Below are 24,155 nucleotides of genomic sequence, written 5' to 3' on the forward strand. Positions count from 1 at the left end.
GGGCAAGCGCAACAAACCCATGTAATTTGACTCATTTCTATGACAAACGGTAGTTCTTGCGCTTCATCCCGTTACAATCGGAAAAGCATGCCCACCGCAGCCGTCATCACCGTTAGCGACTCCTGTTTTGTGGGCACGCGTACCGACCTCTCGGGTCCTTCTGTAGCGGAGCTGCTTGAATCCCATGGCTTCGAGGTCACACTGAAGCTTACAGTTCCAGACGATCAGTCATCCATAGAAGACGCATTACGGAAGTATTGCGACAAGACTGCCCTCGTCGTCACCACCGGAGGCACCGGTGTCGCTCCCAGAGACGTCACCCCGGAGGCAACCCGCAACGTCTGTGACCGTATGCTCGATGGCCTTGCCGAAGTTATGCGCGCCGAAGGCCGCAAGGAAACGCCCTATGCGTCCTTAAGCCGCGCCGTTTGCGGAACGCTGGGCCAGTCGCTTATCGTGAACCTGCCGGGCAGCCCCCGGGGAGCGGCAACGTCTCTGCGCGCCGTTCTGCCTCTGCTGCCGCATGCGCTCGGCCTCCTCGCCGGAACCGAGACAGAGCACCAGCAAACAGAAACATTCTCCCAGGCAGGGAACAAGTAATCGTCTTGAAACGTTTTTCAGCCCTTTTTCTCAAATTCAGCGCATGGCTGGTTGCCGTGCTCAAGCCGCTCGGCTTCTGGGGAGCGGGGGCCATCTCCATGCTCGATTCGAGCACCATACCCGTGCCCATGGACCTCATCATCTCGGGCTACGTCTGGGCCGACCGAAAGCATTTTTATCTCTACTGCCTCATGGCCGCCATCGGCTCATCCATCGGCGGACTGCTGCCCTTTTACCTGGGCCGCGCCGGAGGTGAGCTCTTCCTCCTCAAGCGTGTGGACCGCGCCCGCTACGAGCAGCTGCGCGACCGCTTCGAGCGCCAGGAGTTCTTCGCCCTGTTCATTCCCTCGATGCTGCCCCCGCCCACTCCATGGAAGCTCTTCGTCTTCGGTGCCGGCGTCTTCGAAATGCGCGTCCGCGATTTTCTGGGAGCAGTCTTCCTCGGCCGCCTCGTCCGCTTCACTGTCGAAGGACTGCTCGTTATCCGCTACGGCCCCCAGATCGTCACCCTCATCCACGACCTGACAAAGAAGCATTCCGCCGCTTTGTTCATCGGCATCGGCGTGGTTCTCGCGTTGCTGACCCTCTTTGCCCTGCGCAAAGGCCTGGGCAAACGAAAAAACACAACGCAGGAATGATCGGGTGCCTCAGGTTCGCGTAGCTAACCTGGGTAGTTGGCTGTAAAGCGAGCTTTTGTAAGGCTAATCCGTCAGAAACAGCCTCTCCACATCCGGCCAGTCCTCCACCCGGCGAAACCCCTGTACATTCCGGTTATGCGGAGCAGAAAACAAGATTCCCTCGCCTGAAAAACGGCGGAAATTCAGAGGCTGATCATCGATCATGAAATCCGCCTTCAGAATTCCCTTGTTGCCGCAGAAGACAAAGTGCGTCGGCGGCAGGAAGGGAAAGTGCCGTCGCAGCCAGCGGAACTTCGGGCCAAACGAGTTGGGAAACTCCATCGCCGCTGTGGCGATGAAGACTTCATACCGCTGCGTCAGCGCCTTGACGACGCGCTGGCTCTCCGGCATCACTTCCAGGTTTTCGAAGAAATCCTCAGCGTGCAGGTAGCCATCGAGCCGCTCCTGACGATCAGCCGAGACAATCTCCCAGAGCCACTTGCCCTCCAGATCAGCCTTGGCAATCGATTCATCATGGTCACGGTTGTAGCGCGCGAGGTGCTCCGCGAGAGTGTCGGCCAGCACCTCATCCATATCAATGGCGATACGTTTCATGATCCGGTGCTGCCGGTCCGGTTCTTCCAGTCCGGACGATCGTCAGCATGTTGCCCAGCCGGGTCGGCCACAGACTCGTAGTAGAGCAGCCGTCCGCAGCTCTCGCAATGCACCAGCGCCCCGCTCCGCACCTGGTTCCACATTTGCGGACGAAGGGCCATCTGGCATCCAAAACAGCGCTGGTCTTTTACGCGGGCAATGGCCGTGCCACGCCCCCTCGCGATACGGTCATAGTCGGCCAGCAGGTCAGGATCAGCCTGGCTGCGGAGCTCCGTGTGCTCTTTCGTAAGCTCATCCAGAAGCGCCTGCTTGTGCCCGATCTCGACGCGCGCAGATTCTTTTTCCTGCTCTACGAATGCTGCCTGCCGCTCAAGCTCCTGCTGCGCGGCCTTGCGCGCGGCTTCCAGATGTTCTGACCGCTCCATGCTCTCAAGCTCTGTATCTTCGAGCCGGCGAATCTCTTTTTCCGCAAACGTGATTTCATGCTGGAGCGCGTGAAACTGCTCATTCGTCTTCACGCCGCTCGACTGCTCGCGAAACTTGGCGATTTTCTGCTGCTGGTCCTTGATATCGCTCTCGATGCGCCGCCGCTTCGGTTCTTCCGCCTGGATCGCCTTGCCGGCATCCTCGACAACAAGCTTCTGTGAGCGCAGTTTTTCTTCAATGGCAGCCAGATGTTGAGGCAGCGCAGCAATCGATTTCCGCAGCTGCGCAATCTCCAGGTCGATGTCCTGCAGGTGAAACAGATGTTCGAGAGAAGTGTCCATTGCTAGAATCGCAGTCTACCATTGCATGCAGTAGCCATGCCGTCGGCGCCTCGCACTTATGGATTGGGAATATTTTCCTTCTATGCTACGCTTCTCAGCAGTGACCCACTCCCATCCATCCTTCGGCTCACTCCTCTTCTGTTGTCGCTGATCCTGCGCCTCTTTTCTGTATAAATTCCGTTTCCTTCCCAATTCTCAAGGATCCAAAAATGAAAGCTTCCCGTCGTACTTTTTCCTGGTTTGTGCTTTCTCTCGTGGCGTTGGTTGCAACTGCCACGACGATTGATACTCACTGGAAGGAGGGCCTGCTGCAGTGGCGCTCCGACCGCGCCAGGCACCTCTCTGCGCCCGATGGATGGCTTACACTGGTTGGTCTGGAATGGCTGCAACCGGGTGTGAATACCTTTGGGGCTGGGACTGACAACCATATCCGCTTGAACGCGGCTGTCGATGCTCACCTGGGGGTGCTGGAGCTTAAAGGCAACGATGTGTACCTGTCGTCTCCTTCCTCGGGACTAACCGCCAATGACGCTCCAGCACGCGCGGGCAAGATTAATACGGAAGGGCCGAATCCTACTGTGTTGAAAGCAGGCACGCTTACCCTGCTGGTGATTCATCGCGGCGACCGCTATGCGCTGCGCATCAAGGACTCAGAGGCGCCGACGCGGGTTCATTTCCAGGGATTGCACTGGTATGTTCCCGACCCGCGCTACCGCATTACGGCCAAATGGATCCCGTTCACTCCGGCGCATGAGGAGTCGATTCCTACGATTATCGGGACGACTTTGAAGCTGCCAGTTCCGGGAGTGGCTGAATTTATCCTTGACGGGAAGACCATCCAGCTTGAGCCGGTCCTCGAAGAGCCTGGGGACAAGCAGCTCTTCTTCATCCTGCGCGACACTACCAGTAGAACCACGACCTACGGTGCAGCCCGCTTCCTCTACACGGATTTCCCGGACAATGGCCTCGATAAGCCGGGGCAGGTGGTCCTGGACTTCAATCGGCTGCAGAATCCTCCGTGCGCGTATACGCCCTATGCGACTTGCCCGCTTCCGCCTGAGAAGAACAGGCTGGCAGCTGCGCTGCCAGTGGGAGAGCAGCGATATTCGCATTGAGGAGTGAAAGCTCACCGTCCTTCGGCTAGGCTCAGGGCTGGCTCCAGACGCAGAGTATTTCGCTTGTTGGGAAGGCCCGTCTGGCAAACCGGGGTCCCCAACAAGTCCGGTTTTTGACTTGTTGGGGTGGAAAGACCGCCGTCCGCGCAGGACCCGCCTGAGGCATGGTTACAGGGCAGTGGTGACGGCCTTAACTTCGGTGTAGTTGTTCAACACCTCGGCGCCCATCTCGCGGCCCCAGCCGGACTGCTTGTATCCGCCGAAGGGCAGCGCGGCGTCGAAGACATTGTGGCAGTTGATCCAGACGGTGCCGGAGCGGATACGCTTCGCCATCTTGTTGGCGATGGAGATGTCGCGCGTCCATACGCTGGCGGCGAGGCCGTATTCGGTGTTGTTGGCTTCGCGCGCGATGCTGTCGAAGTCGGCGTCTGAAAAGGGTACCGCGACAACTACCGGCCCGAAGATCTCTTCGCGAACGACCTTCATCTCCGGAGTGGTGCGTGAAAGCACCGTTGGCTGGACGAAGTAGCCGCGGTCGGCAGCTTTCTTGCCGCCGGCTTCGACTTTCGCGCCATCTTTTACGCCGGAATCTATATAGCCGGTCACGCGCTGGAACTGCTCGTCGGAAACGAGCGGACCCATCTCGGTCTGCGGATCGAGACCGCTGCCGACGCGAATCTTCGCTGCTATATCGGAGACGCCTTCGACCACTTTGTCGAAGACGCTCTGATGCGCGAAGAGCCGGGAGCCGGCGCAGCAGCACTGCCCATGATTGAAGAAGATGGCCGAGGCTGTGCCTGGAATGGCGCGTTCGAGGTCGGCGTCGGGGAAGACGATGGCCGGCGACTTGCCACCGAGCTCCAGGGATACTTTTTTCAGGTTGCCAACAGCCGCCTGCACGATCAGCCTGCCGACTTCCGTCGATCCAGTGAAGGCGATTTTGTCGACCTGCGGGTGCGCGGCCAGCGGAGCGCCCGCGCCTTCACCGTATCCGGTAAGGACGTTAACTACACCCTCAGGGAATCCGGCCTCGTGAATCAGCTCGGCCAGACGCAGGCCGGAAAGCGGCGTCTGCTCGGCGAGCTTCAGGACGGTAGTGCATCCAGCAGCGAGGGCGGGGCCCAGCTTCCAGGCAGCCATCAGCAGCGGGAAGTTCCAGGGGATGATCTGACCGACAACTCCAACGGGTTCGCGCAGCGTGTAGGTCAGGTAATCGCCGGGGAAGGAAATGGGGAAGGTATGACCCATGATCTTGGTCGTCCATCCGGCCATATAGCGGAAGAGATCGACGGCCAGAGGCACGTCGGCTGCGCGCGCCACGGAAAGCGGTTTGCCATTGTCCATGGATTCGATTTCTGCAAATTCTTCAAGGTTCTCTTCGAGCAGGTCGGCGAGTTTCCAGATGAGCTTTCCCCGCGCCGACGCTGACAGCTTCGGCCACTCGCCTTCATCAAAGGCATGGCGGGCTGCAATCACGGCACGGTTTACGTCTTCTGCTTCCGCTTCCGGCACGTGCGTCATGACTTCGCCATTTGCCGGGTTGTAGACGGGAAAAGTTTTGCCGGAGGCGGCATTCACAAATTTTCCGCCAATGTACATGCGATGTTTGTGCGCGATGAAGTCGGCTGCTTTCTTGTCGAGACGAGGATCAAGAGCAATGGTTGCCATGGGAGGCTCCTTTGGCGGATGGCGTTTGTGAGGCTTAGGGAATTAATAGAAGGGCCGAATCCGCATCGCGCAACACGATACACCCACGCCCTAAGGATGGAAAAGTACAGCCTGAGAAATGAAAGATTTTAAGGCTGTCCCAGAAAATTTATTCACCGAAATGCAGCCGCAAACCGAAGCGTGCCACGCGCGGAGTACCCAGGGTGAGGATCGGCGTTCTGCCCACCTCAATCGAGCGGTCAAAAAGATTTTCCCCTAACGCAAAGAACTCCACATGACGTCCGAACTCGCGGGAAGCATACGCGTCGAAGCGGAAATACCCATGGAGCAGATACTGATTCGCGTCATCATCGAATTGCCGGCCGCTGATGCGCCCCTGCAGGCTCAGCGTGCCGATGCGTGCATCTGTAAGGCGGAGCTGCGTTGTCGCCATATTGCGCGCGACCTGAGGAATCCAGTTGCCAACCAGCTGCGGCTGCTGGTCATAACGCGTTACGGTCGCATCCGCATACTGATAGCCGCCGGTAAGTGTGGCCCAGCGGACGGGATGCGCCTCGTAATCGATGGAGAGTCCGCGGCTTTCGATCTGCCCGAGATTTTCGCGCCTCAGCAATGTTGATGTTGGCGTTGTCTGAAGCGTAAGAGCTGTGATGGGACGGTTCACCTGCGTCCAGAAGTAGCTCAGGCGCAGCATCGATTGCCATTGCGGTAGATTGGCCTGGAAGCCAGTCTCCCAGCCCGTGGCGCGCTCAGAGCGCAGGTTCGGGTTGGCTAGCGTTGTCTGCTGGCCGACCTGTCCAGTGCGATAGAGTTCGTTCTGCGTCGGCGCACGATAAGCACGAAACGCGGAGGCATGAAGGGCAAGATTAGTGGTGATGCGGCGCGAGATTCCGATGCGCGGATCAAATACGGTCTCGCTGAAGGATGGCATAGCCTGGGCAGTGCTGCCCGTCCACTGCACGGCATCAAAATTCGAGAAATGATCGACACGCGCCGATGCGCTCAGCGTCCACTTGGATGGAGTGGCCAGTGCTTCTCCATAGATACCCGTCTGGCGCTGGCGGGCTGCGGTGTTCTGGGTGCTGTGTGTCGAGAAAACAGTCTCATTATCAGCCGCGCGAACGTCATGCGTATCCGCGCCGAATAGAAAGACTGCCGCTGGCCCGGCGGGCTGGCGCCAGTGAGCCGCTGCTCCCAGCTCGCTTGCTGGATTCTCGGCGAAGCGCGTCAGCGTTTCCGATGCTCGATTGGCTCCAAGCGATGAAAATGTCTGCCGGTAGTGCTCCGTGCTTCCATAGAGGCGTACGGAAAGCTGCGACCAGTTTGTGCCTGCCGCGTAGCGCCACAGGCGCGTTGCATTTTTCTGTGCCGGAGTACCGTTATCGCGCGCCTCATTGAATCCGGTGCCGCGCAAAAAGATACGGTCATTGTTACGAATTGTGTGCTCCAGATCAACGAGACCGTTCTGCGAATGCACATTCGATGGCGTATCTACGGGCCCGCGAAGATTTGGAGCGACAAGGGTATATCCGTCTGTGCCGAGAATGCCTGCTGCGACGAGTCCTGCCCAGGGACCACGCTTGATGGAGCCGAGGAGCGCATTGTCTGTGGTGCCTTCCGAGCCGCCGCTGGTAGTGAGCGCAAATGAATCGCGTGTAGGTTGTGCGGTGAGCACATTGATGACGCCGCCTATGGCGCTCGATCCGTACAAATCGGAGGCGCCGCCGCGGACGACTTCAACAGAGCGCACGGCGAGCTCGGGCAGCTCCTCCCAGTGAATCCATCCACCATAAGGGTCATTCAAGGGCACATCATCAGAGACAACGAGCGTGCGGCTGGCAGCAGTGGATCCCAGTCCGCGCAAGGAGATGCCTTGCGATGTCGGATTTGCCACCAGAGAGCTCGAGCGCCGGAACAACTCAACGCCGGGCGTCTGGCGCAGCTTGCCGTCGAGCGCGGGTGCGGCAGCTTCACGGAGCTGCTGCTGGTCGAGCAGGCGCGTACTGGCGGGGCTATCGAGGGTATCAAGAGGCGAGCGATAGGCGCTGACCGTTACCTGTTCCATTTGCCTGGTTAGAACAATGCGTGCAGGCGCACCTGAGCGAATGGATTCAGCGGTCTCGCTGTATCCGAGGGCTTTTATATGCACATCGATGGGAGGGCGTACATCCGTGCTGAAACGGAAGCGGCCGTCTGCGTCACTTGTGGCAAGCACCCTTCCCTGTGTATCGATCAGCTCAGCGTTCGCGAGTGGAGAACCCTGCACGTCCGTAACAGTGCCGGAATATGTCTGCTCAGCCAGCTGCCCCGCCATGAAAGACGGGAAGGCGAGTAAAGACAAAATGAGTATGGACATTAGGAGATGCCCAGCGCTTTTTCTTTTCTGCATGAGAGCCTGCTGATTTTGATTTTACGGGTTGTGTACGAAACGCCGGACTCCTTCGTCCGGCAGGGACTGCAATAGCTCCCAGATGGATTTGCCGAGAAGCGGATGCTGTAAGTCAGGAGCAATCTCGGCCAGCGGCTCCAGCACGAATCGGCGCTCTGCCAGAGCGGGGTGCGGCAGCGTGAGCGCAGGCGTGTTCAGCACAAGATTATCGACCAGCAGCAAGTCAAGATCGAGAGTGCGCGGTCCTTTGGGCAGACTGTTCTTGCGGTCGCGCCCAAACTGCCGTTCGATAGCGAGGAGTTTCTCGAGCAACGCTTCTGGAGAGTATTTCGTTTGTATAGCGGCAACCGCATTCACGAAGGATGGCTGGTCGGTGTATCCCACGGGCATGGTTTCATAGAGCCATGAGCGGGCGGTCAGGTTCCCAACCTCATCCAGCGCGAGGAATGCAGCTTCGATGGTTTCGGCTGGAGTTCCTGATGCTGACGAAAGATTGGAACCAAGGCCGATATACGCAGTCATAGAGACAGATTACGATCATCTCAGGATGAAAATTGCTTTCTTTGGCGGCACTTTTGATCCGCCACACTGCGGACATCTCGCCATTGCCGAGGCCGCCGCTGACCGGTTGCATCTCGACAAAGTGCTGTTCGCTCCTGTGGGGCATCAGCCGCTTAAAAATGATTCGTCAGTCGCGAGCTTCGAGGACCGCCTGGCAATGGTGCGCCTCGCTGTTGCTTCTGATGCGCGGTTTGAAATTTCACTTGTAGACGCGCCGCGCCCTGACAATCAGCCGAATTACACGATTGACACACTGGACCGGTTGAAGAAATCACTTGCTGCGGATGACGAGCTTTTTTGCCTGATCGGAGCCGATTCGTTTCTCGGCCTGAAGCATTGGTATCGTGCGGCGGAGCTCATTTCTATCTGTGACTTTATTGTGGCCGGACGTCCAGGCTCCGGGCTTGCGGAGATGGAGCGAGCCTTGCCCGTGGGAGCAAAAATTACAAATAGTACGCAGGTTTCTGCGAGTCTGGTGCGATTTGAGGTGACGAATAAAGAAGAGCATCACTCGTCGCTCTATCTCTTGCCTGACCTCCATGAAGATATTTCCGCGACGGAGATTCGTAAATCGCTTGCCGGCGATGCTGGACTTTCCGGCGTGCTGCCGGAAGCAGTCGCAGCGTATATTCGCGAGCACAATCTTTATCGTGGATAAGGAGGGTGCTGGCGTTCGCCTCCTGCTCCACGCTACGATGGAGCGTTGCATTAAGGAGAAAGCTCTACCGAATGGCTTCGACCGAAACCCGCCAGATGGTGCTGGCCGCCGCTGCTGCCTGCGAAGACAAGAAGGCCGAAAACACGCGCATCCTCGAACTGGATCCAGCCGATTCCGGATTTACCGATTTCTTCCTTATCACCAGCGCGGCCAATGACCGCCAGGCGCAGGCCATTGGAGACGAGATCGAGCTTCGTCTGAAGCGCGAGTTTCATACCTATCCGAACTCTGTAGAGGGTCGCAAACAGGGCGAGTGGATCTTGATGGACTACGTCGATTTTGTAGCCCATATCTTTCTCGATGAAAAGCGGGCCTTTTACGATTTGGAGCGGCTGTGGAAGTCGGCGAAGGCTATCGATGTGGAAGAGCTGAAAGCGACGCTGAAGGAAAAGACTACCGCGGCACGGAAAAAATCAGCCGCGAAAAAGACTGCCGCAAAAAAGTCAGCGTCGAAGAAAGCTGTAAAGAAAGCTGCTGGGACTAAGGCTAAGCGATCTTCCAGCAAGAAGAATGAATTGAACTGAAAGCTGCAAAAGGGCCGCCCTGTTTCCTGTTTAAGGGCGGCCTTTAGCGATTAAAAACTGAGCTGTAGCCCTAGAAGATGAACTTCGCAGTCAACTGCAATGTACGGGAATTGCTGCTGAATATCTTGTCGGGTTGGTTAAAGAGTGAATTGCTCGGCAGAAGGAAATTCGACGAACTGGTATCTCCGGCTGAATCAATGGTGTTAATTTTCCCCGAAATAAACTGCGGGTGATTCAACACATTGAAGGCCTGGGCCTGGAATTCAAAGGCGTATTTCTCGGTGAAGTTGAAGCGCTTCAAGGCCGTCATATCCAGGTTGTCGATGGGACGGATCGGAAGAGTGTTGCGCGATGCCGTGGCATACGCACCTTGACCTGCCTGAATATAGTAAGCATCCGGGTTGTTTGCCAGATAAGCTACAGTGTCTCCATTACTGTTCTTGAGAGCCGTCACTCCGGAGCCGGTACCGTGGACGCCGTTTGGATTGATGATTGTACGATCTGGAGCGGAATCACCGTTCAGATTTGAGTCCGTCCCCGACTGAGCCACAACATATTCGGGAGACTGGTAGGTATAAATCGGGGCGAGTTCCCAGTTGCCGAGCGCGTTCTTCAGGAACCAGTTCCCATTCTTGAAGAATGGCAAATCGTAGATCACTTCCGCGGTAAAGCGATGGGTGTGATCCAGAGCGGAACGGCTATAGTCAGCCGCAACGTTCTGGAAATCCTGCGGCCTGCGCGGAGTAAGAACAGTGGAGAATACATCCGCTGTCGCATCATCCATTGCCTTGCTCCAGGTGTAGGAGATATTCATCTGCAGGCCATTATGGAAGGAGCGGGTGAGGTTTCCACTCAAACCGTTGTAGTTTGAGCTTGAATAGGGCTGGTAGGACGTGAGAGGACTGGTACCATTAAAACCCGCTGCATCATACGCAGGCACAAAAACTGAAGTTGAGGTGAGATCGGCCAGAGTCAAGGGCAGCGCATTCAGGTCACCCTGAGAAGGCGCTTGGAGATAGGTGGGCAGGTGAGACGTAGGAGTTACGCGGGCTCGCTTATTCAGCTGCACTTGCGTTGAAAGGTGAATGCCGCGAGTACCAAGATACCGGACTTCTGCCGTATAGGATTTGCCAAACACATGCTGGATGCCCAGCGACCAGGTTTCTGCATACGGAAGCTTCTGGTCCGGAATATATGCGGAAGTAGCGGCACGCTGGTCAGCAACTGTGGCGAAGGTGGCTAGAGAGCCATTGCCTGGTGGTAAGCCTCCTCCGGCAAGAAAGCCGGGAGTCGGACTGGATACATCCACATCGTTAGTGGACGAGAACTGCGGTGGGAACGAAAGGATGCCGAGGTTGTCGTAATAAACGTCGTACGCCATACCGAAGCCGGCGCGAATCGACGTGTTTTCGTCAGGCGCGTAGGCAAAACCGACGCGCGGCATAAAGTTGGTTTTTTGCGGCTCCGGCTTCTTGAATGTGATCAAGCCGGGTACGCTGGCCGCCGCGTTGAGTTCCTGCGTGCGCGCGCCTACCGGGACCGCCGTGAACTCGTAGCGAAGCCCATAGTTCAGGCTGAGCTTGGGCGTTACGCGCCAGGTGTCGTTTGCGAATCCGTAAAAGGCTGTCTGATCGCCGTAATAGAAGAAGTTGCCTGTCGAGCGTTCACCGAATAAGGTCGGGCTGATGTCATGAAGATAGTCATCAAGATAGAGCCATTCATAATCTCCGCGAACACGCTGCGTAAAGCTCTCCGGAGCGATGTATTTGCGTCCGTCAAAACCAAACTTGAGAGTATGGTTCCCTTTGACCCAGGTGATGTTATCGGTGAACTGATACAGGTTCTGCAGAGTAGATTGTGGCGCATTTCCATCAGGCCCGTAATTGATCAACCCTTGATCCTGGAATGTGAGGTTCGGAAAGGAATCGAGGCCCGGAAAGCTGAAATTTCCTGATGGAGTGGCATTCGAATAGCGGTTGTAACCCAGGCGGACTTCATTGGCCAGATTCGGAGTGAACGTATGGTATTCGCTGATGGCGATAAGGTGAAAACGGTCCGGGATGGTCTGAAAGAAGGCAGGTAGATAAGCGGCTGTATCTTCAAATCCAGTTGTGTTGTAGATGTACCGCAACCGCAGTGCATCGTTTGCCGAAATTGTGTAGTCGCCGCTTGTGGTCAAGGCGTCGAAGTTTGTGAAAACAGGAGCAGCAACCTGATAGTTACCGAGCGGAATGTTGGTCGGAGTCCCGGTCTGCAACGGTCCGCTGTACACCGTGAGGTATTGAGGACCACTCGATTCATTACCGCAGGCAGCGTCAGTGGATGCATCGACTTGAGCCGGCGATGCCGGAGTGTATTGGGTATACACTCCAAGATTCGTCGAACTTAACCCCGGCAGGCTTTGCAGCGTGCTAAGTCCGGCTGCCGTCGGTGTGCACAGAGCATAGGTTTCAGACTGGCCTGTTGTCTGACGCTCGTAATTCACAAAGAAAAAGAGCTTGTTCTTCAGGATCGGGCCGCCCACCTGGCCGCCATAGCGATTGAAGTCAAAGCGCGGGTTTTCCGGTTTTACCCCGGGAGCGAAAGAGCGTGCTACCGATGCATCTATCGCATTCAGATCACGATTTTGAAAGTATTCATAAACACGTCCATGAAATTTATTCGTGCCGCTGATGACGACGCTATTGAATTGTGCGCCAGCTGAATGGCCGAACTCAGGCGAGAATTGGCTGGTAATCAGCGAGAACTCGCCGACTGCATCGTTAGGGACATAGATGAGCGGGCCGGTCACCGACTTGTCGTTGTTATCGATACCTTCAATGGTGAAGTTATTCGCTCTTGGACGCTGGCCGCCTACCGAAGGTCCGGTGCCTGCGCCGATACCGCCGCTGCTCGCGACACCAGGGCTGAGAAGAGAAAGATTCAAAACTCCGAGCCCTACCGTAGCAGTAGGAAGATCTTGAATCTCTTTTTCCTGGAAATTGGTCTGCAACTGGACAGTAGTCGTATCAAGTGCAACCGCGGCCTGTGCCGATACTTCCACGGTGTTCGCCTGGGTTGCTACAGGAAGTGAGAGCTTTACGGTCGATGTATTGTTCAGCTGCAGCTGAAAGTTTTCCAGCGTGAAGTCCTTAAAGCCATTAGCACTTCCAGTGATGTTGTATTTCCCGGCAGGCAGATTGCCAATACGGAATTCGCCATTGTTATTTGTCTGCTGTGAAGTCTCAATTCCAGTCGAAATATTCAAGGCTTTCACAGTAGCGCCACTGATGGCAGCTCCACTCTGGTCTGTGACCGTACCGACTAGATCGCCACTCGTAGCCTGTGAATGGATATAACTCGGACTGACCCACAGAATGTCAGTCCCTGCAAGCAACAACGCCGTCCAAAGTGCTGCTGCACCAAAAATTCTCTTGCTCATAAACAACCACCCCTCGTACCAAACCACCATGCGACTTTCTGGCTGTTGGCTGGTAAAAACTGTCGCATGCCGTGTAGGTGGCGATTGAATAAGCAATCAAGATGCCACTTCATCAAGCAACCATCTTGCTTTACCTTCTAATAAACAAATGGGCAGGTTATATTCATGACGAATGACAAAGTGAATATCCAACCAAAGCAATAGCCATTTATTTTAATAATTACTTAACAGTTATTACTTGTCCGCTAAAAATACATGTTTTGGTAGGTCGTATGAGTAACCGTATGAATAATGAAATGCTTGGTCCACTCTCGCAGCCTGAGGATAAACTTTGAAATGTGAAGTTGTTTCTTGCCGCGATTGGTAACCATCCCGGTAGTGAGTTCGACCGACTCGCCAATCTCTACTCAGATCGAGTGAGCAGGTATCAGCCACTCGAGCTGATTGCATTCAGAAGTCAGGACAATCTCTTAAGCTGGCTTGACAAGCAGCGCTCCCGCACCATTCCATATCTTGTTCTTCTTGACACTTGTGGAAAGCAATTCGCTTCTGAACACTTTGCCGATTGGCTGGGTAAGCAGCGGGATGCGGGTCAGCAGATGATCATTTTTGCTATCGGTCCGGCAGACGGCTGGTCGGATGAGGCGCGCAGGCGGGCCGATCTGCTGCTTTCGCTGGGAACCATGACCCTTCCGCATGAATTGGCGCGCGTGGTGCTCAGCGAGCAGATCTACCGGGCATTTACAATCCTATCTGGACACCCGTACCACACAGGCCACTGAGATCCTGAGCGGAACAAAGGGGCCCCAGGGTAACAAGATTGGGAAAGGATAGGCATGTCCTGGTTTAAGCGGCAGGAAAGCAAGATTGAGAACGCGAGAGAGAAGACGGTCCGCACCGAAGGCCTCTGGATCAAGTGCGAGCAGTGCGAGCAGGTGATCTTCAAGCCCGATCTTGAAGCCAATCTGCTGGTCTGCCCCAAGTGCGGCTATCACTTCCGGATGGGCGCGCGCCCGCGCATCGAAAGCCTGCTGGAACCCGGGTACGAGACGGTCGACGGAGAGCTGAAGTCAACCGATCCGCTGCAGTTTACTGATCTTAAGTCCTACCAGTCGCGTCTCAAGAAAGCCCAGAAAGAGACAGGCCTGAATGACGCCATCATCAACGCGGTCGGTCAGCTGGGGCCCCACCAGGTGGTGCTTTCCGTGATGGAATATGCCTTTATCGGAGGCAGCATGGGGGCAGTGGTGGGCGAGACGATTGCCCGCGCGGTGGACCGCGCTTACGACTCGCAGCTTCCGTTGATTATTGTGTCCGCATCAGGCGGGGCGCGCATGATGGAAGGCATTGTGAGCCTGATGCAGCTGGCGAAGATTTCAGCCGCGCTCGCTCGCCTGGATGCAGCGAAGGTTCCCTATATTTCTCTCCTGACCGATCCGACTACCGGCGGCGTGACGGCCAGCTTTGCCATGCTCGGCGACCTGAACATCGCCGAGCCGGGAGCGCTCATCGGTTTCGCGGGCCCTCGCGTGATCGAACAGACGATCCGGCAGAAGCTGCCCGAGGGCTTCCAGCGGTCGGAATTCCTGCTGGAGCACGGCTTCCTGGATGCTGTGGTTCCGCGCAAGGAGCTTAAGCCATACCTGATCCGAGCACTGGACTTCATGAAGGACTAGCCGTCCAGGCATACGCGCCTTCGGCGCCTTTCTTGCGGATGCTTATTTTCTTCGACTCACACCCAGCTTCCGATGGTCGCTGCGCTCGTGGTGTTATACGAAGTGGCTATGCGAAATGGAAATCGATGGCTTCTCTATAATTTTTCCGCCAGTTCCTTAATCTTTACCAGAATGTGGTCATCGCCCTTGACCGTGTCTTCGTAGCGCTTCTGGCCCTGAGCCACCTTTGCGTAATCGCCCTGGATCAGTTCGAAAGTCACACCGTGGTCGCCGTTCTTCTTCACCTCGTAAACCATCGTGAGGTAGTTTTCCGGGATATCCTCGATGGCGGAGTTGTTCGGGTCGATAACGGTGTATTCAAGCCGACGCAATGGATCAATGGCAACAACACTGCCTTTCACGTATAGCTTGCCGTCAGCCGCGCCCTTCCATAAAAGCGGTGACCCGGGCTCCCAGTCGGTTTCGGCAATACAGCCGAACATGTACTGCTGGATGAACGCGTTGTCGGTCAGCACGCGCCAGAGGGCTTCCGGCGGGGCGTTCACTTCAATCGATTTGCGGATGAGTAGTTCTGCCATGGTGTTCCTCGCAGGCCAATCTAAACTGGAATCCGTGGCAGAGATTGGAAAAACGCGACAAGTAGAGCAGTCGTTCGATCCCAAGCTCGGGCCGCCGCGCGGCGTGCTGAAGCATACCCCGGCTCAGGCAGAAGCCGGCTGCTTTCGCCATGCGCGGCGCTGTGCTCATCCTCACCTTGCCCCATGGGTGGATCATTACTGGATGGTCTTCTGGGACCTGCGCGGCCTGCCGCCTTACCGGGCAGAGACACTCCCTCATCCGAATGTGCATATTGTTTTTGAACCGGGCGATTCGCGTGTTTGGGGAATCTCTACGGCCAAGTTCTCGCGGATGCTTGAAGGCAGGTCGCACGCCTTCGGCATCAAGTTCACACCCGGAGGATTTTTTCCTTTTCTGCAGAGATCCGTTTCGTCCATTGCAAACAGCTCAGTTCCCTTGCAGGAGATTTTTGGCGGCGCGGTGGACACGCTTGATTGCCTGCTCACGAATTCCGGTAATGAAGATGAGATGATGACGGCCGCCAATGCCTTCCTGCTGGAACGCCGTCCCGAACCGGATAAAAAGACTGAGCTGACGCGGGAGCTTGTAGAGCGAGTGCTGCGTGAGCGCGACATTCTTACCGTCGAAGACCTCGCAGCGCGGTCAGGCATTGCGGTGCGTTCCCTGCAGCGGATTTTCAGCCAGTATGTCGGCGTCAGCCCCAAGTGGGTGATCCGTCGCTACCGGTTGCATGAGCTGCTCGAAAGAATGCACTCGGGCGAACAGCTCGACTGGGCGCAGCTGGCGCTGGAGCTTGGATATTTTGACCAGGCGCACCTCATCAATGACTTCCGGTCGATTACCGGGTCCTCGCCTGCAGAGTATCGGCGGGAGCTTTGAAAGATTGGTCGCAAAGAACAGGCTCGCAGAGAAACCTCTTTCACTCAGCAACTTGCCAAAGTATGAGAGCATGGTTTAGAAAATCGCTTTACTGAACCATGCGCCTTTTTCATCTGATCTGGTTTTTCCTTTGCGTCCCGCTCTGCCTTGCAGAAACAGGCGAGGCGGCGTGGCTGCGCTATGCGCCCGTCCAGAATCAGCAGTATGCTTCGCTCCCGAACACCGTGGTTTCGCTAGACGGCAGCGTAACGGCAAAGAGCGCTGAGAGCGAAATGCAGCGCGGACTGCAGTCCATGCTCGGGAAGACACTGCGCGTGGAAACGCGGCTGCCAAATGAAGACGCCTTTGTTCTCGGGACAGCGACGGAAGTGCGCCGCCTGTTTCCTGAGTTGGTCACCGGACAAATTGACGGCGATGGCTTCTGGCTGAAGACAGTTCACCAGCGCGGACATACCTACACCGTGATTGCGGGCTCTGACGAGCGCGGCATGCTCTATGGCACGTTTGCATTCTTGAGCCGTGTGGCACAGCTTGAGGATGTTGCGCAGCTCGACGACCGCGAAACACCGGCGGCTCCGGTCCGCTGGACCGACGAGTGGGACAATCCGAACGGCACCATCGAGCGCGGCTACGCAGGGCGCTCCATCTTTTTTGAAAATGGACACGTCCGCGGCGATCTGACCCGCGTTTCAGAATATGCGCGGCTGCTTGCTTCCGTCGGAATCAACGGCTGCAATGTAAACAATGTGAATGCGGCTCCGGATGTGCTGAGTAGCGAGAATCTCGCGGAACTGAAGCGCATCGCCGACGCTTTCCGTCCGTGGGGCGTGCGCATGGCGCTCTCGGTCAACATCGCCAGCCCGCAGACGGTAGGCAGGCTCGATACTTTTGATCCGCTCGACCCGCGCGTTGTGGCCTGGTGGCGCAGCAAGACAGACGAGATCTATAAGCTCATTCCGGATTTTGCCGGATTCACGGTCAAGGCCGATTCCGAAGGCCAGGTGGGCCCATCGAGCTACGCGCGTACTCCGGCAGACGCAGCCAACGTGCTGGCGCGGTCGCTCAAGCCGCATGGCGGCGTGGTGCTCTACCGGACGTTTGTCTACAACCACCATCTCGACTGGCAGAACCCGAAAAACGATCGGGCGCGCGCGGCTTACGATATTTTCCATCCTCTGGACGGCAAGTTCGAAGACAATGTGGTGCTGCAGATCAAGCACGGGCCGATTGATTTCCAGACGCGCGAGCCGGTCTCTCCGCTGCTGGGAGGTCTGGAGCACACCAATGAAGCGATGGAGGTGCAGGTCACGCAGGAATATACCGGCCAGCAGCGGCATCTGTGTTTCCTGATCCCGATGTGGAAGGGCGTTTTAGATTTCGACCTCCATACACGAGGAGCAGGGACTCCTGTCAAAAGCCTGATCGCCGGTAAAACTTTCCATCGTCCGCTTGGAGGAATGGTCGGGGTCACGAATGTTGGGCTGGATCAAAACTGGCTGGGGCATCCGCTGGCGCTAGCGAACCTGTATGGATTTGCTCGCCTTGCGTGGAATGCCGACCTGAGTCCTGATCAGATTGCAGAGGAGTGGACGCGGCTGACTTTCGGCAATGATCCGGCAGTAGTCAAGACGATCACAGAAATGCAACTGGCTTCGTGGCACATTTATGAGACCTACACGGGACCGCTCGGCGCGGGCACGCTGACGGACATCCTCGGCGTGCACTACGGGCCGGGGATCGAGTCTTCTGAGCGCAATGGCTGGGGCCAGTGGCACCGCGCCGACCACGACGGCATCGGCATGGACAGGACGGTAGCCACGGGCACAGGGTACATCGGGCAATACCATCCGGAGGTGGCGGCGCTCTACGAGTCGCTGGCGAAATGTCCGGATGAGCTGCTGCTCTTCATGCACCACGTCCCCTACACGCACAAGCTGCACTCGGGACAGACGGTGATCCAGTACATCTACGACACGCACTACGCTGGTGCGGAAGCTGCCGCAAACCTTGCCCGGCAGTGGCAGACGCTCAAGGGACACGTCGATGAGGAGCGTTACAACGAGGTGCTGAAACGGCTGGAATACCAGGCAGGGCACGCCATTGTCTGGCGTGACGCGATCAGCGAGTGGTTCCTGAAGACTTCAGGCATTCCGGACGACAACGGACGCGCCGGACATCACCCCAACCGCGTCGAGGCTGAGTCGATGCAGCTCGACGGCTATGCCCCGGCAGACGTGACGCCGTGGGAAACAGCCTCCGGCGGCAAGGCCGTGACCTGCAGCCGGGCGAGCGGGTGCTCAGCTTCCTTCCGTTTTCAAGGACAGCCGGGCGAGCATGATCTGGCCACGCAATACTTCGACTTGAATTCGGGCGTGGCTCACTTCAGGCTTTATGTGAACCAGCGTCTTGCAGATTCCTGGGCCGCCGATGATACCCTGCCTTCCACGAAGATGAACGGGCACACAGCAACGCGGCATGTGACCCACCATCTGGCCCTCAAACCGGGAGATTCTGTCCGGGTTGAGGGCGTTCCGGATGGAGGAGATGCCGCCGGTTTGGATTATGTTGAGGTCATGTAATCCCGCCCTGCATGCTCCGCTCAGGATGAGAAATTGCCAAGCAGTGAGGCTCCTTCAGAGCTTCAGGGAAGGCGGCGCTTGCTGTGGATCAGCTCCGAATGAGGTGTTTGGCTTCGGCCCCAGCTCCAGCACAATATGACCACCTTCAGCAATATCCGCATGGCGGAACCAGGCCCGCTGCTGAGGTTGGCCGTTGAGTGTGAATGAATGCACATAAGCGTACGTCGGATCGCTGCGCTTGACCTCGATTTCAAGACGCCATCCTCCATGGAGTTCAAGTACCGCATGCTGCACCAGCGGTGAGCCCAGAACATAGTTGCCGCTTACAGGATCAGCCGGGTAAAAGCCCAGTGCTGAAAGGATGAACCACGCCGACATCTGGCCGACATCCTCATTTCCGGGCATGCCGTCAGGGTCGTCCTTGTACATCGTGTCCATGAGCGAGCGTACGCGCGCCTGAGTCTTCCAGGGAGCGCCCGCATACGCATAGAGATAGGCAATGTGGTGCGATGGCTCGTTGCCGTGAGCATATTGGCCAACCATGCCGGCAATATCAGGAGGCGCGTCCGCCGGCAGAGTGGAGGGAACCGTGAACAGCGCATCGAGCTTCGCCAGAAATGGTTCGCGCCCTCCGAAGAGGTCGATCAATCCCGCCGGATCATGCATGGTGCCGAAGGTTGTCTGCCAGGCATTTGATTCCGTGTAGTCGCGCCACTTCTTGCTGTGGCCCAACGCAATCGGATCAAATGGGAGCGCCCATTCGCCGTTCTCAAGTTTGGGTACCATGAACCCGTTCGTGGAGTTGAAGTAGTGCCGATAACTTGCCGAACGGCTGCGCAGCATCGCGGCATCGTCACTGTGGCCCAGCTTTTCGGCTACATGAGAGATGGCCCAGTCGTTATAGCAATATTCAAAAGTCTTGGAGACCGATTCTCCCTCGCGGTCCGCTGGAATGTAGCCGAGGCGGCGATAGTAGCCGAGCCCCTGATAGTTTTCCGCCACCGCGCGCTGCATCATCACGCGGTATGCCCTCTCGGCATCGATCCCGGGAAAGCCTTTGGCAATTGCTTCGCTGATGACGCTTGCCGAATGATAACCGGTCATCGTGCCTGTCTCAGTTCCCTGGAGAGGCCACACAGGCATGCCCGCGGGGCTTTGCTCCGCCATGCGGATCAGAGTGTTGACAAAGTCCGGCACCCGGTCACTCTGAATGAGCGTGTACGCGGGATGTGCTGCGCGGAAGGTATCCCATAGCGAGAAGGTCGTGTAGTTATGTTCATTCTGGGCCAGCTGATGAATCTGCCTGTCCATGCCGCGATAGCGGCCATCCACATCATCAAAAAGCTGCGGCCCCAGAGACATGTGATAGAAGGCGCTATAAAAGATTCGCTTCTGTTCCGGCTTGGCGAACTCTGCCTGGATGCGGGAGAGCTGTTGCCGCCAGCTGCGTTGAGCTGCTGCACGGGTCTTCTCGAAGTCCCAGTCTGGCTGCTCCGTGCGAAGGTTCCCTGCGGCGCCTTCAGCGCTCACTCCGGAGATTCCGGTGCGGACGTAAATCACTTCTCCGGCGTGCGTTTTGAAATGGAGAACAGCCTTCAGGCAATCTCCCTTGAGATTTCCTGTTGTGCTCACCGGCTTGTCATCGGAGTAGAACACGACACTGGTTGGCTGTTTTGAAACCTGCAGAGTGAAATAGCATTGGCGGCCATCTCCCCAGGTACGGGTTATATGTCCTCCGGCAAACGTATCGGGCGCAACCTGGCGCAACTCGGCCGAGTAGACGGAGGAAACGCCGTTTATGAGATAGCTGTGCGCCAGGTCGACGATGATCCATGCGTCGTCACTCTCGGGAAAGGTGTACTTGTGCAGGCCAGTGCGTTCGGTCGCCGTCAGCTCGGCACGCACCTTTGGATCTTTGAGCAGAACGGAGTAGTAGCCGGGCTCTGCATGTTCGTCATCGTGAGAAAAGCGTGAACGGTAGCCCTGTTCAGGATTGCTGCGAGGGCCGGGAACCAGCCTCACGGGGCCGGTGCCGGGCATCACGAGGAAATCGAGGAGATCTCCGCAGCCTGTCCCGCTGAGATGCGTATGGCTGAAGCCCATGATGGACGTATCGGAGATGTGGTATCCGGAGCACCAGTCCCATCCGTCGTTGAAAGTGTCCGGGCTGAGCTGGACTGCGCCGAAAGGAAGGCTTGCTCCGGGGAAACAGTGGCCGTGTCCTCCGGTGCCGATCCGCGGATCGACCCAGCGCAGAGGATCGGCGGCCTCAGGGCCGTGTGGCGCGGTGAAAGCAGGAAGTGGCAGAGCAGTGGAGACGCAAAGTGCGCTGGCAGACTGCAAAAACTGGCGGCGTGATATGGACTGCAATGATCGATGTCTCCATGTGAAAGGTGTGAAGAGAGTCCTGCGACTATCGTCTATTACGCATTCTAATCATGTGCGGGATCAACTAAAGGGACAACACGGAAAAGCGGAGAGAATTACTGCAACGTGGCGGCGCTTGGCATACCGGCTGCCGCCATTCCGAAATAAGACATGGCATCCCAAGGTTGATCAGTTGCCATGCTGGAGATCGACGAACTGGCTGGAGTCGAGAGCCGGCTGGATATGTAAGGTGAGCGTATGGTTTTGTCCGCTGACGACACTGAAGCGGCTGATCCAGCCTTTGAAGGAGAAGACAGAAAGGGCATTCTGATGCGACTCATCCTTCCAGAATTCCAGCTTGATGTCTTTAATCTTATCTCTGGTCACTTGATTCGAAAGCTGAAAGAGCTTTCGCAGGATGTCGAAGGTCAGATTGCCGTCGTCGTGCATATCGACCATCACTTCAATGCCGAAGGCCTGAGTGCCCATCTGAGGCATGCCCGTTCCATCATGCCTGGTCGTAATGTCAAAGCGGGTGCCGATGGCTCCGAATTTCTCACCGTCGATGGTGACAGAGGTGATATAGAGGCTTTTGGCAAGAGTGGCCATTCCTTCGTGCTCCTCAACAGGTGTATCTCGCGCAGTGCCCGAAGATGACTTCTATTGTTATCCAGGAAAAGGGCCCGCGATCAATATTAAAAATTAAAAACTCATCAATAATGAGAAGCTATACAGCTTGCTATAATCGGCTCTCCAATCCGGCATCAGAATGATCCGTTATGGCTGATCAATGGACTGCAAGCCCCGACAATCGAACAAACAGCGCAGGACAACCGTCTCAGCCACAAGGCTTCTGGGGAAGGTTCGAGTCCTCTTTCGTATCCGAGGTTGATTCGCTCGCAGGCAGGGCTCAGGCGGGCTTCAGCTCACTGTCGCGTGGAGTCACGGATCTCTTTCCCGCCAATGGCTTAGATCTTGTTCAGGTTTCGCAATACTTCTATGAGCGGTACGAGGTCCCCGCTCTCGAGGCTTCGTCCGCGTTTTTGCAACGGGTGGTGGAGGAAATCAAGGGCAGCACATGGGAGGGACTGAAGTCCACGGCCAACAATGTGTTTGGCAGTACCGGCTTCGAGACGGGCCTTGTATATGGCCTGGCTGAGAGCCTGGTTAAAGATGTCTGGAGCCTGCTGGGGCTGGCCGAGATGCTTTGTCTGGCCGGCTTCTATGAGCATCTGCATGCAACTTCTGTTCTGGCTGCCGGTGACCCGATAACCTGGGCGCTGGCCAAGTCCCTGGATCAGATTCCCTGGGTGCATTCAGAGATGCAGGCCTGCCACGACCGGGTGGAAGAGCTGCGCCGGGACCTGGGGGAGATAGCCAGGCATCCAGGAGAATTCTTTAAGGCTGTTGGGAGAGACCTCTCCAGGGAACTCAAAGGGGACTGGGACGCGTTCGTCTTGTATAGCGAGCGGCCGAACCTGAAGCATGGTTTTCAGGCAGGCAGAGCGGTGGGTCGGGTGCTCTACCAGGTGATCGGGCTCGTGATCCTGGTCGGGGGAGCAGTCAAGATCACGGCTTCCATTGCGGCGAAATTCCCGCAGCTGGCGCGGATTGCCTCCATTGTTCAAAAGGGCGGCAAACTGGTTGATCTGGAAGTGCCGGAGCGCATGGCCGCAGGGGGAGCCAGCACCGAACAGGAAATAGCGCAGGCGGCCAAGGTCAAGGACCCGCCAATATACAAAGGAAAGCTGCGCGGTGAGGGAGTAGAACTTAAGGGGGTCGAGACGGAGCGCATTATCTATACCAAACGCGATCCCCTGGAAACATCCGTACTTCGTAAAACATTCGACAGTAAAACTCGACCGGAGTTCTTAAAATACCTTGCAACTGATCCCGACCGCGTCGCTGAGCTCCGCAATGCAGGTTTCTCCGACAGCCAGATTCAAGCTATGGCCGACTTTGGGAAATCACCAACAGGCTGGAATGTCCATCATAAGTTACCTTTAGACGATGGGGGTACAAACGATTTTTCCAACCTGGTTCTGATTGAAAATGAACCCTATCACAAAGTTATCACCGCTGCTCAGAAATCCCTTACCGGGACGTTGGCTCCAGGAAGCAGCGCTACTATTGATTTTCCTGTTCCTCCCGGTTACGTGTATCCCCCAACTCCGCAATTAGGACAATAGCGCTATGAACGAAATTCTTATCAAGATCGAACGGCAGAAAGCGCATTTTGGCGAACATATGCAACCTGGGTGTTCCGAAGATTCACTTCAGCGCATGCTGATGAATGCCAAAAACATATTCGGTGTCACTATGCCGTCGGCTTACTTATCCTTTCTGCGCAGCACGAATGGACTGGATTGGAACGGCACCATATTTTTCGCAGCCGAACCCACTCCTTATTATGACGATGAAAATATGACCATGGAGGGCGTCATCGAAGCTAATCAAAGACTTCGCGAGATCCCTGCCAATCAGAATTTCCTCGTTTTTGGGGAGTCAGGAATGGAAATGTATGTTCTTGATCTCCAAAAAGAGGCTTACAACACCGTTGACCATATTTCTACAGACGTTTACGAGTCCTTCGATTCTTTTGAGGGCTTGCTTAATGCTGCCCTTGAGAAGCGACTGTTGCAGGGAATTTAGTCGAATTTCCAGAGGATATGGAAGACATTCTTGAAAAGATTAATCAACTAAAAGCCCGCTACGGCCGGCATATGCAGCCGGCTTGTGAAGAAAGTGTCATCTCGGAGCTTCAATTAAGTGCGAGACAGGAATTACATGTTGAACTCCCTGATGCATATCTCGATTTTCTGCGCCATACCAATGGGTTGGACTGGGGCGGAGCAGTGTTCTTTGCCGGCAATAAGAGCCCTTACGTTGATAAATGGAAGTGCCGGAGCGGATGGCCGCAGAAGGAGCCAGCACCGAACAGGAAATAGCGCAGGGGACGCAGGCCGCTAAGGTTAAGGAACCGTCGAAAGGAACGCTTAGCGGAAGCCCCACAAGAAGTGCATCTGTATGGAAGCTGTCACCATTTAAGCGCGGCATGGCCATTGAAAACGACCTTGCGG

At 56.3% G+C, this 24,155-nt stretch carries 21 protein-coding genes; 12 read left to right on the forward strand and 9 right to left on the reverse strand.

Annotated elements, in window-relative coordinates; translation table 11 throughout:
- Positions 1 to 87 precede the first annotated feature (87 nt).
- Both AC5S16_RS08560 and AC5S16_RS08565 read left to right on the forward strand, forming a co-directional pair.
- Positions 88 to 600, forward strand: coding sequence for a MogA/MoaB family molybdenum cofactor biosynthesis protein (locus AC5S16_RS08560; RefSeq protein WP_493929627.1), 513 nt, complete (start codon positions 88 to 90; stop codon positions 598 to 600).
- Between the two features lie 5 nt (positions 601 to 605).
- Positions 606 to 1,238, forward strand: a complete 633-nt coding sequence (locus AC5S16_RS08565; protein ID WP_493929628.1) for a YqaA family protein — start codon at positions 606 to 608, stop codon at positions 1,236 to 1,238.
- A gap of 63 nt (positions 1,239 to 1,301) precedes the next feature.
- Here AC5S16_RS08565 and AC5S16_RS08570 read toward each other — a convergent pair whose 3' ends face one another.
- Positions 1,302 to 1,832, reverse strand: coding sequence for a 5' nucleotidase, NT5C type (locus tag AC5S16_RS08570; protein ID WP_493929629.1), 531 nt, complete (start codon positions 1,830 to 1,832; stop codon positions 1,302 to 1,304).
- Positions 1,829 to 2,599 carry a zinc ribbon domain-containing protein gene (locus AC5S16_RS08575; protein ID WP_493929630.1) on the reverse strand — a complete coding sequence of 257 codons (771 nt, stop codon included), beginning with the start codon at positions 2,597 to 2,599 and terminating at the stop codon, positions 1,829 to 1,831. Before AC5S16_RS08575 ends, AC5S16_RS08570 begins: the two co-directional genes overlap by 4 nt.
- Positions 2,600 to 2,808: 209 nt before the next feature.
- Here AC5S16_RS08575 and AC5S16_RS08580 point away from each other — a divergent pair, with 209 nt between their 5' ends.
- Positions 2,809 to 3,714 (forward strand): DUF1684 domain-containing protein, encoded by a 906-nt coding sequence (locus AC5S16_RS08580; RefSeq protein WP_493929631.1) that lies wholly within the window; start codon positions 2,809 to 2,811, stop codon positions 3,712 to 3,714.
- Between the two features lie 168 nt (positions 3,715 to 3,882).
- Here the strand turns inward: AC5S16_RS08580 and AC5S16_RS08585 are convergent, their stop codons facing one another.
- From AC5S16_RS08585 to folK, 3 genes are all read right to left on the reverse strand, one after another.
- The gene (locus tag AC5S16_RS08585; RefSeq protein ID WP_493929632.1) at positions 3,883 to 5,382 is read right to left on the reverse strand and encodes an aldehyde dehydrogenase family protein; all 1,500 of its coding nucleotides are present in this window, start codon (positions 5,380 to 5,382) and stop codon (positions 3,883 to 3,885) included.
- 148 nt (positions 5,383 to 5,530) lie between these two features.
- The gene (locus tag AC5S16_RS08590) at positions 5,531 to 7,738 is read right to left on the reverse strand and encodes a TonB-dependent receptor (protein WP_493929633.1); all 2,208 of its coding nucleotides are present in this window, start codon (positions 7,736 to 7,738) and stop codon (positions 5,531 to 5,533) included.
- Positions 7,739 to 7,792: 54 nt separating this feature from the next.
- The gene (gene folK, locus AC5S16_RS08595) at positions 7,793 to 8,293 is read right to left on the reverse strand and encodes a 2-amino-4-hydroxy-6-hydroxymethyldihydropteridine diphosphokinase (RefSeq protein WP_493929634.1); all 501 of its coding nucleotides are present in this window, start codon (positions 8,291 to 8,293) and stop codon (positions 7,793 to 7,795) included.
- 25 nt (positions 8,294 to 8,318) lie between these two features.
- Between folK and nadD the strand changes: the two genes are divergently transcribed.
- Positions 8,319 to 8,990 carry a nicotinate (nicotinamide) nucleotide adenylyltransferase gene (gene nadD, locus AC5S16_RS08600; protein ID WP_493929635.1) on the forward strand — a complete coding sequence of 224 codons (672 nt, stop codon included), beginning with the start codon at positions 8,319 to 8,321 and terminating at the stop codon, positions 8,988 to 8,990.
- A gap of 71 nt (positions 8,991 to 9,061) precedes the next feature.
- Positions 9,062 to 9,574, forward strand: a complete 513-nt coding sequence (gene rsfS / locus AC5S16_RS08605) for a ribosome silencing factor (protein WP_493929636.1) — start codon at positions 9,062 to 9,064, stop codon at positions 9,572 to 9,574.
- A gap of 70 nt (positions 9,575 to 9,644) precedes the next feature.
- Here the strand turns inward: rsfS and AC5S16_RS08610 are convergent, their stop codons facing one another.
- The gene (locus AC5S16_RS08610; protein ID WP_493929637.1) at positions 9,645 to 12,995 is read right to left on the reverse strand and encodes a TonB-dependent receptor; all 3,351 of its coding nucleotides are present in this window, start codon (positions 12,993 to 12,995) and stop codon (positions 9,645 to 9,647) included.
- A 338-nt stretch (positions 12,996 to 13,333) separates the two neighbouring features.
- On the opposite strand from AC5S16_RS08610, the gene AC5S16_RS08615 reads away from it, so the two are divergent.
- Both AC5S16_RS08615 and accD read left to right on the forward strand, forming a co-directional pair.
- Positions 13,334 to 13,777, forward strand: a complete 444-nt coding sequence (locus tag AC5S16_RS08615; RefSeq protein ID WP_493929638.1) for a 23S rRNA (pseudouridine(1915)-N(3))-methyltransferase RlmH — start codon at positions 13,334 to 13,336, stop codon at positions 13,775 to 13,777.
- 54 nt (positions 13,778 to 13,831) lie between these two features.
- On the forward strand, positions 13,832 to 14,671 hold the full coding sequence (accD, locus tag AC5S16_RS08620; RefSeq protein ID WP_493929639.1) for an acetyl-CoA carboxylase, carboxyltransferase subunit beta: 840 nt from the start codon (positions 13,832 to 13,834) through the stop codon (positions 14,669 to 14,671).
- Between the two features lie 134 nt (positions 14,672 to 14,805).
- Here the strand turns inward: accD and AC5S16_RS08625 are convergent, their stop codons facing one another.
- Entirely contained in the window at positions 14,806 to 15,249 is a 444-nt protein-coding gene (locus tag AC5S16_RS08625; RefSeq protein WP_493929640.1) for an SRPBCC domain-containing protein, read from the reverse strand.
- Here AC5S16_RS08625 and AC5S16_RS08630 point away from each other — a divergent pair.
- Together AC5S16_RS08630 and AC5S16_RS08635 are read left to right on the forward strand one after the other, a co-directional pair.
- Positions 15,248 to 16,129, forward strand: a complete 882-nt coding sequence (locus tag AC5S16_RS08630; protein ID WP_493929641.1) for a DUF6597 domain-containing transcriptional factor — start codon at positions 15,248 to 15,250, stop codon at positions 16,127 to 16,129. The genes AC5S16_RS08625 and AC5S16_RS08630 overlap by 2 nt on opposite strands.
- A gap of 98 nt (positions 16,130 to 16,227) precedes the next feature.
- Positions 16,228 to 18,708 (forward strand): alpha-glucuronidase family glycosyl hydrolase, encoded by a 2,481-nt coding sequence (locus AC5S16_RS08635; protein WP_493929642.1) that lies wholly within the window; start codon positions 16,228 to 16,230, stop codon positions 18,706 to 18,708.
- A gap of 54 nt (positions 18,709 to 18,762) precedes the next feature.
- On the opposite strand, the gene AC5S16_RS08640 is transcribed toward AC5S16_RS08635, so the two are convergent.
- The gene (locus AC5S16_RS08640; protein WP_493929643.1) at positions 18,763 to 21,078 is read right to left on the reverse strand and encodes a GH92 family glycosyl hydrolase; all 2,316 of its coding nucleotides are present in this window, start codon (positions 21,076 to 21,078) and stop codon (positions 18,763 to 18,765) included.
- Positions 21,079 to 21,264: 186 nt separating this feature from the next.
- Positions 21,265 to 21,684 (reverse strand): hypothetical protein, encoded by a 420-nt coding sequence (locus tag AC5S16_RS08645; RefSeq protein ID WP_493929644.1) that lies wholly within the window; start codon positions 21,682 to 21,684, stop codon positions 21,265 to 21,267.
- 446 nt (positions 21,685 to 22,130) lie between these two features.
- Here AC5S16_RS08645 and AC5S16_RS08650 point away from each other — a divergent pair, with 446 nt between their 5' ends.
- Genes AC5S16_RS08650 through AC5S16_RS08660 form a run of 3 tightly spaced genes read left to right on the forward strand, consistent with a single transcriptional unit; the run spans position 22,131 to position 24,023 of the window.
- Positions 22,131 to 23,264 carry an HNH endonuclease signature motif containing protein gene (locus tag AC5S16_RS08650; protein ID WP_493929645.1) on the forward strand — a complete coding sequence of 378 codons (1,134 nt, stop codon included), beginning with the start codon at positions 22,131 to 22,133 and terminating at the stop codon, positions 23,262 to 23,264.
- Positions 23,265 to 23,268: 4 nt separating this feature from the next.
- The gene (locus AC5S16_RS08655; protein ID WP_493929646.1) at positions 23,269 to 23,727 is read left to right on the forward strand and encodes a YrhA family protein; all 459 of its coding nucleotides are present in this window, start codon (positions 23,269 to 23,271) and stop codon (positions 23,725 to 23,727) included.
- A gap of 17 nt (positions 23,728 to 23,744) precedes the next feature.
- On the forward strand, positions 23,745 to 24,023 hold the full coding sequence (locus AC5S16_RS08660) for a hypothetical protein (RefSeq protein ID WP_493929647.1): 279 nt from the start codon (positions 23,745 to 23,747) through the stop codon (positions 24,021 to 24,023).
- Positions 24,024 to 24,155: the final 132 nt, after the last annotated feature.

The sequence above is a fragment of the Acidobacterium sp. FHG110202_01 genome (genome assembly GCF_059115305.1).